This is a genomic window from Thiothrix nivea DSM 5205 (genome assembly GCF_000260135.1).
Lineage (GTDB): Bacteria > Pseudomonadota > Gammaproteobacteria > Thiotrichales > Thiotrichaceae > Thiothrix > Thiothrix nivea.
Map to the genome: position 1 here is coordinate 660,338 of NZ_JH651384.1, position 13,131 is coordinate 673,468.

Annotated in this window: 9 protein-coding genes; all 9 read right to left on the bottom strand. The window is 56.2% G+C overall.

Annotated features, from left to right (window positions below; all coding sequences use genetic code 11):
* Positions 1-26: 26 nt before the first annotated feature.
* The gene (locus THINI_RS03405) at positions 27-1,034 is read right to left on the bottom strand and encodes a quinone-dependent dihydroorotate dehydrogenase (protein WP_002707260.1); all 1,008 of its coding nucleotides are present in this window, start codon (positions 1,032-1,034) and stop codon (positions 27-29) included.
* Positions 1,035-1,079: 45 nt separating this feature from the next.
* Positions 1,080-1,967 (bottom strand): protease HtpX, encoded by an 888-nt coding sequence (gene htpX / locus THINI_RS03410; protein WP_002707261.1) that lies wholly within the window; start codon positions 1,965-1,967, stop codon positions 1,080-1,082.
* A gap of 72 nt (positions 1,968-2,039) precedes the next feature.
* Positions 2,040-4,277 carry a DNA topoisomerase IV subunit A gene (gene parC / locus THINI_RS03415; protein ID WP_002707262.1) on the bottom strand — a complete coding sequence of 746 codons (2,238 nt, stop codon included), beginning with the start codon at positions 4,275-4,277 and terminating at the stop codon, positions 2,040-2,042.
* Positions 4,278-4,820: 543 nt separating this feature from the next.
* Positions 4,821-6,509 carry a DUF927 domain-containing protein gene (locus THINI_RS03420; protein ID WP_002707263.1) on the bottom strand — a complete coding sequence of 563 codons (1,689 nt, stop codon included), beginning with the start codon at positions 6,507-6,509 and terminating at the stop codon, positions 4,821-4,823.
* Positions 6,510-6,592: 83 nt separating this feature from the next.
* Positions 6,593-7,063: a hypothetical protein gene (locus tag THINI_RS03425; protein WP_002707264.1), complete on the bottom strand. Its 471-nt coding sequence runs from the start codon at positions 7,061-7,063 to the stop codon at positions 6,593-6,595.
* Positions 7,060-11,484, bottom strand: a complete 4,425-nt coding sequence (locus THINI_RS03430; protein WP_002707265.1) for a host specificity factor TipJ family phage tail protein — start codon at positions 11,482-11,484, stop codon at positions 7,060-7,062. Before THINI_RS03430 ends, THINI_RS03425 begins: the two co-directional genes overlap by 4 nt.
* Positions 11,468-11,848, bottom strand: a complete 381-nt coding sequence (locus THINI_RS03435) for a hypothetical protein (protein WP_002707266.1) — start codon at positions 11,846-11,848, stop codon at positions 11,468-11,470. Before THINI_RS03435 ends, THINI_RS03430 begins: the two co-directional genes overlap by 17 nt.
* The gene (locus THINI_RS03440) at positions 11,845-12,345 is read right to left on the bottom strand and encodes a DUF1833 family protein (RefSeq protein WP_002707267.1); all 501 of its coding nucleotides are present in this window, start codon (positions 12,343-12,345) and stop codon (positions 11,845-11,847) included. The genes THINI_RS03435 and THINI_RS03440 overlap by 4 nt, the downstream gene beginning before the upstream one ends.
* A complete protein-coding gene (locus tag THINI_RS03445) occupies positions 12,345-13,130 on the bottom strand; it encodes a hypothetical protein (protein WP_002707268.1) in 786 nt (261 codons plus the stop codon). The genes THINI_RS03440 and THINI_RS03445 overlap by 1 nt, the downstream gene beginning before the upstream one ends.
* Position 13,131 lies beyond the last annotated feature (1 nt).

Consider the following 13,131-nt stretch of genomic DNA (forward strand, 5'->3'; position numbering starts at 1 on the left):
CACTTACGCCCTTTTTTATTGCCCGTTTATTGGGTAGCCTCCACGCACTCGCGGATCAATTCAGGCCCACGGTAAATAAACCCGCTATACACCTGCACCAGACTCGCGCCAGCTTCCAGCTTAGCCTTTGCATCCACCCCTGACAGAATGCCACCCACGCCAATAATCGGAATATTGCTATCCATATCGGTGCGGAATTGGCGGATCACCTCGGTCGAATGCTGTGTCAACGGCCCACCACTCAAACCACCCTGTTCTTGCGCATGTTGCAAGCCTTCGACAGACGACTTATCCAGCGTGGTATTGGTGGCAATCAGCGCATCAATCTGCACGGATGAGAACACCAACGCCATGTCGCGTATTTCCGCTTCATTCAAATCAGGCGCTACCTTGATGGCCACCGGCACATAACGGCCGTATTGTTGTGCCAGCTTCGCCTGTTCCTCACGCAAGGTATGCAACAGGTTTTTCAGGTCATCACCGTATTGCAGCTTGCGCAACCCCGGCGTATTCGGTGAGGAAATATTGACGGTGATGTAATGTGCCAGTGGATACGCCTTGCGCAAGCCGATCAGGTAATCATCCACTGCATTTTCCACTGGGGTATCGAAATTCTTGCCGATATTGATACCGAGTATGCCCTGATAACGGGCATTGCGGACGTTTTCCAGCAGGTAATCAATACCGTGGTTATTAAAGCCCATACGGTTGATAATGCCTTTGGCTTCCGGCAGGCGGAACAGGCGGGGTTTGGGGTTGCCGGGCTGCGGGCGCGGTGTGACCGTGCCGATTTCGATGAAACCAAAGCCAAGTGCAGCCAGAGAATCAATGTATTCGCCATTCTTGTCCAGCCCGGCTGCTAAACCAACCGGATTGGGGAAGTCAATGCCCATGACCCTGACAGGCTTGCCCGACAGGGCTGAAGGCTTGCCTAACAGGCCGGTTTTACCCAGTAGCTTGAGGGAATCAAGAGCGAGATGGTGGGAGGTTTCAGCAGGCAGCAGGAACAGGGCGTCGCGCAGGAGTTTGTACACAGGAAAATCCCCGGTTCAGGAACAAACCGGGGATTATATGAAGGTTTAGCGCATGTTTTCCAGCGCGGCGATACGTTCTTCCAGCGGCGGGTGGGTCATGAAGATTTTGCGCAGACCGGTTCCCAGGCCACCAGCGATACCGAACGCTGCCATTTCGCCCGGCAGGTCGTGTACCGCATGTGCCTGTTGCAGGCGTTTCAGCGCATTGATCATCTTGTGGCGGCCAGCCAGGTCAGCACCGGCAATGTCGGCCTTGAACTCGCGGTAGCGGGAGAACCACATGACAATGGCAGTTGCTACAAAACCGAGGAAAATTTCAGCCACAATCGAACCGATGAAGTAACCCCAGCCCGGGCCACTGCTTTCCTCATCACTACTGCGGAAGAAGTTGTCGACAGCCATACCGATCAGGCGGGCAAAAATGATCACAAAGGTATTCAATACACCTTGGAGCAAGGTTTGCGTCACCATATCACCGTTGGCGACGTGGCCGATTTCATGCCCCAACACGGCTTCCACCTCATCCGCACTCATGTGGTCGAGCAGACCCTGACTGACTGCGACCAGTGCATTGTTGCGGTTCGCACCAGTGGCGAAAGCATTCGGGTCAGGTGAATAGAAAATACCAACTTCCGGCATACCGATACCGGATTTTTCCGCCTGCTTGCGCACGGTTTCCACCAACCAACGTTCCTGGGCGGTTTGAGGGGTTTCAATGATCTGCACCCCCATGCTGCGCTTGGCCATCCATTTGGACATCAGCAGGCTGATGAAAGCGCCACCAAAACCAAACACCACAGCCATCGTCAGGATGCCGCCCATACTGCCAGCGCTCATATTGATGCCAAACAGCTTGCCAATGATGGTCATTGAAATAAACAACACTGCCATCACTGCAAAGTTGGTCAGTGCCAGCATAATAATCCGCATCATGTTCTGTTAACCTCCGGGTTTCTTGTTTATGCGATGAATATTAGGCGAGACAAGCAGGTATTCAAGTATTCCCTACTGATTCCCACTTATTTCCAGACCGGTAACATTCTGGAAACCCTTGGGCAACAGCTTGCCGCGCTTGGCGCGTTCACCCCGGTATTCCTCCAGCTCGCTGCCCTTGATGGCCTTGAATTTTTTGCCTGCATGAAGCACCAGCGTTTCACCCTGCGACAGGATGGCGGCAAACTCAAGCGTTTCATCAGCAATGCCCAAACCACCTTTTTTCAGGCTAATTAATTTGTTTCCCTTGCCTTTGGATAGCACCGGCAAGTCCTGCAAACCTATCACCAGCAGGTAACCAGAAGATGACACCAGAGCCAGTGAATCGGTTTGCGCCCCCCTCGCCAGCAGGGGAGGCAAGATCACCGCGTCACCCGCTGTCAGCGTCACCTTGCCGGACTTGTTGCGGCTCTGCATGTCGCCCAGTGAACACAGGAAACCGTAACCCTCGGCTGATGACAACAAATATTGGTCGCTATCCTTGCCCATCAGGGCAAACGGGAAAGTAGCCCCGACAGGTGGCGACAGCTTGCCGGTTAATGGTTCACCCTGCCCGCGTGCTGAGGGTAACCCATTGGCAGGCAAGGAATAAGTGCGCCCGGAGCTGTCGAGCAGCACCACCGATTGGTTGGAACGGCCACGCGCCGCCGTCAGGAAGTCATCCCCCTGCTTGTAGCTGAGTGATGTAGGGTCAATGTCATGCCCTTTGGCAGCGCGAATCCAGCCCATTTTCGACACCACCACAGTGATGGGTTCGGAAGGTGTCAACGCGGTTTCATCCAGCGCCTGCGCGGCGGCACGTTCCTTTAATGGCGAACGGCGGTCATCGCCATACAGTTTGGCGTCTTCCTTCAACTCCTTGCGGATCAGGCTGGTCAGCTTCTTGTCGGAACCGAGCAGGGAAAGCAGCTCTTCACGCTCTTTCTGCAACTCATCCTGTTCACCCCTGATCTTCATCTCTTCCAGACGCGCCAACTGACGCAGTTTGGTGTCGAGGATGTAGTCGGCCTGCACTTCGGTCAGGTCGAAGCGTGCGATCAACGCTGCTTTCGGCTCGTCTTCGGTGCGAATGATGTGGATTACTTCATCGAGGTTGAGGAAGGCAATCAGCAAGCCTTCCAACAGGTGCAGGCGTTTTTCCACCTTGTCCAAGCGCCATTGCAGGCGGCGGGTAACAGTCTGGCGGCGGAAGGCCAGCCATTCTACCAGAATCTGGCGCAAGTCCTTGACCTGGGGGCGTCCGTCCGTGCCGATCATATTCATGTTGACACGATAGCTGCGTTCCAGATCGGTGCTGGCGAACAGGTGCGACATGAGCATGTCCACATCGACGCGATTGGAACGCGGCACGATCACCAGCCGCACCGGCTGTTCGTGGTCGGATTCGTCGCGCAGGTCTTCCACCAGCGGCAGTTTCTTGGCTTGCATCTGCCCTGCGATCTGTTCCAACACTTTGCTGCCGGAAGTTTGATATGGCAGCGCGGTGATTACGATGTCACCATCTTCCATTTCATAGCGGGCGCGCATTTTGAAGCTACCAGCACCTTTTTCATAGAGGCTGATGAAATCTGCCGCCGGGGTGATGATCTCCGCTTCGGTCGGCAAATCGGGCGCGGGCACGAACTGGCACAATTCCCCGACCGTGGCATTGGGGTGGTCAAGCAGATGGATGCAGGCGTTGACGACTTCACGCAGGTTGTGCGGCGGAATGTCCGTGGCCATGCCGACCGCGATACCACTGCCACCGTTGAGCAGGATATTGGGCAGGCGAGCAGGCAACACCACCGGCTCTTCCAACGTGCCGTCAAAGTTGGGTTGCCAATCGACCGTACCCTGCCCCAGTTCCTGCAACAGCACCTTGGCGTAGGCGGTCAGGCGCGACTCGGTGTAGCGCATGGCGGCGAAGGATTTCGGGTCATCCTGTGAACCCCAGTTACCCTGCCCGTCTACCAGCGTGTAGCGGTAGGAAAACGGCTGCGCCATCAGCACCATCGCTTCGTAACAGGCGGAGTCGCCGTGCGGGTGGAATTTACCCAGCACGTCACCGACAGTACGCGCTGATTTCTTGTGCTTGGAGGCGGCGGAAAGGCCAAGTTCCGACATGGCGTAGACAATGCGTCGTTGCACCGGCTTGAGGCCGTCGCCAAGGTGCGGCAGGGCGCGGTCGAGGATGACGTACATGGAGTAGTCGAGGTACGCCTTTTCGGTGTATTCTTGGAGCGGGAGGGTTTCGATGCCTTCGTAGTTCATGCAAATCCTTGTTCTTTTTGGATGATTGAGCTGGCGCGAGGCTGGGTTGGGTTGGCAGCCCCAAGTACAACCGCAAAATGTCCGCAAACGCCTAATATAGAACAGGTTTTGAATCCCTGCTTTTGGAGTATGCAGCCTGCTATGCAACCAACGGTAACAGAAACGTGGTTTTCTGGCTTCAAAATATTGCTCAGGTTGTGGGGAAGTTTCCACCTTGCGCGATGCAACCGCCATGTGGTCAAGCCGGGTTAATCCCACTTTCGGGTTCCGTACCCATCAAAAACACGTGTCCTTGGTGTCCTTGGTGTCCGCAAGGGTTTAATTTATTGTTTGTATTGAAGTTTTTCGGGACACCAAAGGCCGGACACGTAAAAAGCCACGTGTCCCACGTGTCCCGAAGGCGTTTTTGTAAAAAACCATTGAATTATTCAATAGTCTTTTTGTTTCAGTTAGATATGGATAAATAAAGACACTTTTCAAGCGTCCAGACGCAAAAAAGCCGGGGTTTTCCCGGCTCTTGTGTGGTGTCCCCCTGCCCTGTTTTCAGACGTCGGTGTCCGCTGCATTCAGGTTGAGGAAGTAACAGCGTGTCCGCCCGAACCTGGGCAACGTCACCCGGACAGATGCGACAGTATAGCCGCGTGAATCAGTTTCCGTTTTGCTGATCCAGTTATGTTTCAGCAGGGCTTTTACCGCCTGTTTGACGTTGAACCCTTCCACTACCCTTTCTATCTGGCTGGCAAGGATCAAATATTCCCGGCCTTCACTGCCCGCCAGACGGTGGAAGCCAACCAGATCACGCACCAGTTCCGAACCTTCCGACAGTTCCCGGCCTTCTTCATGGTTCATGAACTTGTCGCCGTTGCGCTCGATGAATGCCCGCACGGTGTCCAGTATGCGCAAGTCTTCCCGGTCGCCCGTGCCGAATTCCGCCAGCCAGTCACGGAAACAGCGCTTGGCCGCTGCGGTTGCCTCCCCTGCCTGCCAGCCGGTCAAGCCGTGTTTGGTGGCCAGTTCGCCAGCGATAGCCACCAGCGCCGCCCGCTTGGCGACAGTATCCGCCTGGGTGCTGTTGTTGTTTGGCAATACGTCGGCCACAAACTGGCTGATCAGGTCGGGCAGGTTTTCGCGGATGGTTTCCTGTTCGCTGGTGATGGTTTCCAGCCATGCCGCGCCCGCCGTGCCGTGGTGGCGTCTTATCGCCTTGTGCATGTGGGTGAAAAAATCCGTGACTGACTGGAAGCCATGCAGGTTTTCAAGAATCTTGTATCCCTTGCCAGCATCCGCCGGGATGTTGGCCAGCCTGACTTCCTGCCCCGCGTAGGACTGGATACCCGCCGATTTCAGGTAATCAACCAGGCTAATTTCCCCCGTGGACAGGAACAGCAGACGCCACGTTTTCAGCGCGCGCAAACCGCCATGGTCTTTCATCCTGGCCTTGTCCTGCCCATTGGCCAGCATATAGACCACTTCGCCCGCTTCCTTGGGGGTGCATTGCTTCAGTTCATCCAGTGGCAAAAAGCCGTCATTGTGCAGGCTGGCCACGCCTTCCAGTGCGTTTGCCGTTGCCCGGTAGGTGCGCTTATACGTGTCGGGATGCCCGAACACAGACGCTGCTGCCAGCAATACGGTGGTTTTGCCATCCTTGGATCCGCCGCTAAAATGGACGCCGCCGGATTCGATGTTGGCCAGCCCTACCAATGAACCGGCAAACGCCATGCTGATGGAAAACACCAGGCGGGAATTGCCTTGTGCATACCGGGCCACGTTTTCACGCCAGCCATTCAAGGTTCCTGCCGTGCTGAAACCGGACTGGATACCCGCCGCCCCACTCTGATAGATGAAATTGCTGTCTTCATCACCATAGACGTGTTCCGGGGTGACGTATACATGGTTATGCCAGCCGGTCTTATCGGTGCAGGTGATGCGTTTATAGGGTGCTGATGACTGGATGTATTCGACCACCTTGTTCTTCTTCCCATAAGGAATATCCAGCCCGCGCCGCAACAGTTCCCCCACAATGTCGGCACTGTCACCACGCAACAGTTCCAGGGGCATAGCCCACTTGTGAATGTGGTTGTCATAGTCGCGCCATTCCAGCAACACGCCCCACTCGCTCTGCTGCGGGTCGCGGGTACGCGCCAGAACTTTCAGGTGGGAACAGATGCGCTTCTCTGGTAACAGGTCGCCTTCCTTGCTCTTGCCTGCGTAGTACACGCCGTCATGCTTCACGGTAAATGTGGCGGCGCGTTATAAATGTGAAACTTTTACGTTATAAATGTGAAAAGAATTATTTTGAATAATTCCAATCAAGTTTAAATATCAGGAGATAGTGCGGCTATCTCCATCCTCCGCCTAATCCTTTGTGTTTCAAGACTTATCCCGTCAAGCATGAACTTGCGGTCCAGGCGCAGGAGGAATGCCGCGAAACCAACGGGCGACATGCCGCCATAGAAGGCAGGATCTTCATCCTGATTAGCCTGTAACATCTCACCAAAAACAGACAGCAAATCAGGGTCAGCTTCGCCCGCAACAACCATCCGCGCCACCCGTGCATTATTCCAATATCGCCACATCTGCTCACGGTCATCAGTGATCATTTTGCGCTGCTGCTTACCGATAGCAGCTGATAAGTCATGCAGCAACAAGGCGCGCGAGTTTGCGGCATGGGCTGGCTTATCCAGATCATCCAGCACAGAGACCCTACGCAATCCGTTGCTCAGCAACTGGACAGTGCTGTCACAGTAACGCTCTTCCACCAAGTCATAGTAATGGTATTTACTCATATATTAACCGCTGCCGCCGAAATGCTTAAGTTTCGCAGGTACTTTTTACCCGAATCATACACTGCCTTTGCTGAGTCTGATGACGTGCAGCAGAAAAGCAGCGCATCATTATTAGCCAATGAAAGGGATGCAACATGGGTTAATGTCACAGACCCATCGCCTCCAACGGGGTCATACGTCCCAACCAGATGACGCCATACATTTTCGTTGTAATAGGCATACCAGAGCGAAAAATGATGGTCTACAACAGCAGTGGCAGTAACCAGGATCGTAAGATTCTGCCCGTTGTACCCAGGAAACGTACTACTCCTGCACCGTCTGGCCACCGGATGCGCGGCATGGGACGATGGCCCAACAAACGCGACACTGCCGTTTGCAGTTGTCGGGTTTTGCGCGTCGGTGATATACGATTGATAATCTGACTGTTGGCCAACTGCGAACAATTGCAAACCGGACTCAGGGTCGCGTATCCCTAATGCGCCGGTAAACCCGCATTTACCGTCGGCATTGACGTTGAACAGGCTATCACCAGCGGCATTTTTGAACTGGATGAAATTAGTGCTGCCTGAAGCATCCAAATTGAACACCGCCCTACCGCTGGCATTCTGCATTTTGCCCGTTGTCACTACCCCCATCGCAGCGGAGATTGCCGACAACTGGCTGACCGAAATCTTGTCGCTCGTGACCGCATTGGCCATGAGTTTATCAGTCGCAATCGCATTCGCGGCAATTTTGTCGGCGCTGATAGCCCCAGCCTGGATTTTTGCCGCAATAACCGAATCAGTAGCCAATGCCCCGGCAGTCACAACACCCGCCGCGATTTTGGTGGCGGTTATCGCGTTTGCGGCTATTTTATCCGAGCTGATAGCATTCGCGGCAATTTTGTCGGCGCTGATAGCCCCAGCCTGGATTTTTGCCGCAATGACTGAGTTTGCAGCCAGCTCATTGGCGGTAACGGCATTGGCGGCAAGTTTCGGCGTACTGATTGCGCCATCAGTTATCTGTGTTGCCGTGATCATGCCTGACAGCTTGCTGGCGTCGACCAGCGGCGTCCAGGCGCCACTGATAATTTGGTAGAGCACCCCGTTAAGGCTAATGACCTTGGAGCCTGTCCATGTCCCCACCGCAGGCAGCGACGTGACAATCTGCACCGGCTCCAGGCCATCCACCAGTTGCTGCGGGTTAATTTGCCCAGACAACTTACCGGCATCAACCATAGGCTCCCATGCGCCGTTGATCAACTGGTAGAGCACCCCGTTAAGGCTAATGACCTTGGAGCCTGTCCATGTCCCCACAGCGGGCAGCGACGTGACAATCTGCACCGGCTCCAGCCCATCGACCAGATCAACCGGGTTGATCAGGGCAGCCGTGACCGCATACTGGGAGGAATAGGTCAGGCTATCCTTACCCCATAAATCATAAGCGGCAACCTTTACATACCAAGTCGAGCCATACGTGACAGGGATGCCGATCACGGCATCCTGGCCGTCGTATTTTAGCGTCGCAGCACTTGGTGTGAATCCAGACGTAGGCGACATATATACCAGCACTCCAGCCATGTCAGTGCCTGTCGGCCACGTATACGTGATACTGACAACGCCAGCAAAAGCAGTGACAGCAATGCCGGTGAGTGCGGCTGCCTGCGGATTGCTGGCAACGACTGTAGAGTAAGTGGCCGACAAGTTGCCGGTCGCATCCAGCGACCAGACGCGGATTGTCAATGCCCGCCATGGCCCGCCGTCATCGGTTGCATCCTGGTATGTGTACTGCCAGTTGTCGCCCACCACATCGCGTGTTCGGCGCGCGGTCATGGTGGCCGTGTCATAGACAATGACCCGGTATTTGGCCGCGCCAGCCACTAGCGTCCACTTGATGCGCAGCACTGCGCCCGTCCACGCTGACTCAATGGCGGCGGCGGGCGGTGGCAATGTGATGGCATCAGACCCGACGGTAACGTCCAGCAGCGAGTATGGGCCAGCCTGGCCGGATATGGCAGCAGCCCGGTAATGCCAGACGCCAGCGGTGACAGAATGCGTACAGGCCAGTTTTGCATCCGCGAAAATCCGGCTCCAGGCACTGGACGTGTCCGGCCTGGCGTCAACGACGTAGGAACTGGCGGCATTCACAGCGCCCCATGTCAGGTTAACCGCGTATTTATCCCCATCAGGTGACACTGACGACCTGAACCACGGCAAGTCCAACACATCGCCGATAATGCCACCGCCATTATCAACAGGCGCAGGCGGCGCATCCGGGTCGGTCGCATAGACATTGCTATCCTCCACCACAAAATCAATCCGCACCATGTCATTATCCTGCGGCTTCACCCCGGTTACGCGGCAGTTGATAATGTCAGCTGTCGTTTCCCCCGCAATATAGTAAATGGGTTCTTTTTCATTATTGTACGTTTGCGCAGGCAAACCGGATACCGTATAGCCACCACCAGTCACCGTAATGGAATAAACCCCCATCGTACCGCCAGTACTATTGCGCAGCATCATCTTCCCACTGGAAAACGGCAACGGGTTTGAAATGGATGTATTGGAATACAGTATCCCCCAGTAACCCCAATTGATCCCGTCCGGGCAGACGGCCACCAGATCGTACAAGGTTGGGATGCGCCCCTCCATGCCCGTGACCAGATAACCGGTTTCGCGGCGGCGGTTGGCACGCCACAGATAGACCAGCTCACTCCAGGCGTGCGTGCGGCCCGTTATCCCTGGGAAGTCAACGTTTTCAGGGTTTACCGGGCTGGCGACCTCTGTATAGGTCAGCGTATCCGTCTGCCAGGTATCCGAGTCAATGAACTGGCCGACCAGCGCATCCGGCTCATAATCCTGCGGAGCCTGTATGTCGACGTGGAAATCCTTGATATTGTCAGCCGTAAACATCTGCACTGGCGTTGTCTGCGTTTTGTCCCGCACCATCCGCCAGTACCCGGACGATTGGAACATCAGTGAGCGCCCTGCCCTGGCGGCAATCTGCATGGCCTCACCCAGCTTCATGCCACCCTGGTCAAAGCGATAATCAAAGTAATGCCCTAGCGCATCAAGCTGGGCATCCAGCGTTTTTAATTCCGCCAGCAGCAGGGTATCAGCCGTCTGCCGACCGGCATTGGCCGACAAGTATAAATCGGCAAACGCCCACACAATGGAGCGGGACGCAGCCAGCGCCGCCCATGCAGATCCCGTCCACTTTTGCAGCCAGCGCGTCCCAACGAAATTAAGCTGCTGCAACGACTGTTCCGACAACACCTTGGTCGCCTTGATGCGGCAAGCCACCAGCGTCACATCGCCGTAATTGCGCGGGCTAAAGTCATAACCCCGCAGCCCGCCCCAGATGGCAGCATCCCGCGTGCGCGTGTCGGTGCTCTTGGCGGTTGTGCGGCGTAAGTGGACTGCGTAGCGGCCAGCCGCAACCGTCATCTTGACGGTGCGGCGGATCGTGTCCACCGTGCCAGCGGTAAACACTTCCGTTTTCAGCGTCGTCCAGCTCCCCAGTGCCGTACCGGCATCATCCACCCGTTGCGCCTGTATCTCGATGCTGACCGTGCGGCTATCCACGCCGCCAGAGTTATTGATGTAGCCAAGACCGTTGAAAGCAATATCCACTGCCAGTTGCGTGACCACGCTGGATGGCGGGTTAGCGTAGGATGACGCGCTGGCCACATCCGTCAGCTCAGTTCCTGCCAGGTCGGCAGATGTATAGACTGTATTGGGGATAATGGTGATCTGCTGCCCTGGGTAAGCAATCTGGTACTGCACATCCGCAGCGGGCATGGCCATGATGTCAATGTCGCCAAACTTCCACAGTTCTGCCGAGATTTTACCCCAGCCTGCACAGCAGATGATGTTATACCATTGCTCATCCGCCTCATACTCATAATACGGGCGCGAAATCAGGTCTGGCCAGATGATATGCCGCCCATAATGCGCGGGGATCGGCTGACCCAGCCGCGCCATGTTGGACTGGCCGCGCAGGCTATAAGTCGGCGATGGCTCCGGCGTTTGCTGGGTAGACGGCAGCGCCGGGGTGGGCATAATCTGGTTGACCAGCATGGAGCCGACCATCGTGATGCCGAGCTTGACGCCAGCCGCCGCCAGGCCATTCAGACCCAACCCGGCAGGGCCGACAGCCCAGGCGGCGAACGTCATCACCGCCAGCATCAGGATCAGCCGTAACGGATTGCTGTTACCGCCGCGCGGCAACACCACGAACAAGGCAACGTCGCCGGATCCCAACGCCGATGACCACTCCGCCCGCATGACCGGCACCTGGTTGATAAAGCAGATGACCACTTTTCCATCCAGGTCAGGCTGCTGCTGGTACCATCCCATCGGCGTAGCACCGACCATAACCTCATGCGCGGTCGCTGCATTGATGTCACCCAGCGGGTTGCGTGACTCATAAATCACCGGCATAACGCAGCACCTCCTTGATTGTCCAGCCCTGCACCTGCAAGGTTGGCACGCTGTCAATTGCCATGCGGCATCCGGTCTGGGCATGCAGCACACCATCGCCGCACCAGACCCCGATATGGTGGCTGTCCTGCGGCCTACCCTGCATTTGCATGATTACCGCATCACCATCCGCTGGCACATCCGTCACCTGCCAGGCGGATTGCTTCCACGCCAACAGGCGGGTAGCATGGCGACGGGCGCTGTCGTCATCCGTGTAGGGCGCATCACGACCAAACACCTCACGCTGGATAATCGCAAACCAGTAGTAGCAGTCCTGCTGCTCAGACCACAGCTTGTCCAGATAAGCAAAGCTCCAGTGCATCATGTTTTCAGCCCCGGAAAGCGGGCAGTGGTATACAGGTTTTTGTGCAGCGGGATATTGACGATATTCACCGGCTCGCAAGTGATGGCGATGAAAGCCGACCCCATGGGGATGCCGACGCGGGCGACCGGCAGCGGGATGCCCATCTCCTCATCCAGTACCGGCAAGCCTGTCGCATCCGCAATCTGGTAACGCCGATAACGCACGGAGGTAGCCCCGGTCGCCGCCTTGATCTGCCGCAAGCCTTCGCGCAAGGTTGCGCTCACGTTGGCGATTTTAACCAACAGTTGCGGCACGGTGTTCGGCTCCACCTGCGGCAATTCCAGCTCAAAATAAAATGGCTGGAAATCACCATGGCCAGTGACCAGATTCGTGAATGAATTACATACCCGGATCGGTTGAGCCAATAACGGGCTGCTGATTTCGAGCGTGTCAATAAAGGTTTTATCCGTAGGGGCCATCAGCACGGCCTCCTTCCAGACTGCATCATAAGCCGCCATCAGTACATGACCCCCTTGAAACTGATTGTCCAGAACGCACCGTCATACTCGGCGCTCCAGGCATCATCCATCATCACCGTCGAGCCGGGCAGTGATGCCAGCCAGCCCGCTGTAAACGGCAAGCTACCCAGCCCGATGCCGCAGCGCCACCACATCAGCCACACCGCGAACACGGCTGGGGATACCTTACCGATTGACGCCTCCAGCCCCCACATCGCCCCTTGTCTGCGCCGGATGCGGCGCGACCTGCCGCTGCTGTAGCGCTGCTGGATACTGTCATCAACCGGCGTGACCTTGATGCCGGACGAAGAGGGGCACGTCAACGTGGCGGGCCATGCCGCCGTATAGCCACTGCACGCCACCACAGCGGTCTGATGGCCTTCCAGTTTGATTTTGCTATTACTGAAAAGCGACCGCGACAACAAAGAATGTTCTGGTGGTGATGCCGCCCTGAAAATAAAGCCGGTAATGCCCACATCGGTCATCCAGGAAGGCGTCGCGTATTTCCGCCAGCCATCCAGCGTGCTGCGCCCATCCGGCGTTGCCACGTACTCAGCGTCAATCTCCAGCCAAACATGATGACTGACCAGGCGGGCGGCCTGCACCTGGTCGGGCGGCGTTTTGGCCACCAGCGGGCGCGGCTTGACAGACAGCCGCTGCAATGACAGTGGCGTGACCGTCGACGGCAGGGGAAATATCGCACCGCCACCACCGGTTGGCAGGCCATTGCCACCCGTTTCGGTATCAACTGCCGATAACGCTCCAGCCAGCAGCGCGATAATCATG

Coding starts and splice junctions, on each gene's coding strand:
- parC (WP_002707262.1), bottom strand. CDS start 4,277: ATGAACTACGAAGGCATCGAAACCCTCCCGCTCCAAGAATACACCGAA.
- THINI_RS03440 (WP_002707267.1), bottom strand. CDS start 12,345: ATGGCGGCTTATGATGCAGTCTGGAAGGAGGCCGTGCTGATGGCCCCT.
- THINI_RS03425 (WP_002707264.1), bottom strand. CDS start 7,063: ATGAGTAAATACCATTACTATGACTTGGTGGAAGAGCGTTACTGTGAC.
- htpX (WP_002707261.1), bottom strand. CDS start 1,967: ATGATGCGGATTATTATGCTGGCACTGACCAACTTTGCAGTGATGGCA.
- THINI_RS03430 (WP_002707265.1), bottom strand. CDS start 11,484: ATGCCGGTGATTTATGAGTCACGCAACCCGCTGGGTGACATCAATGCA.
- THINI_RS03435 (WP_002707266.1), bottom strand. CDS start 11,848: ATGATGCACTGGAGCTTTGCTTATCTGGACAAGCTGTGGTCTGAGCAG.
- THINI_RS03445 (WP_002707268.1), bottom strand. CDS start 13,130: ATGATTATCGCGCTGCTGGCTGGAGCGTTATCGGCAGTTGATACCGAA.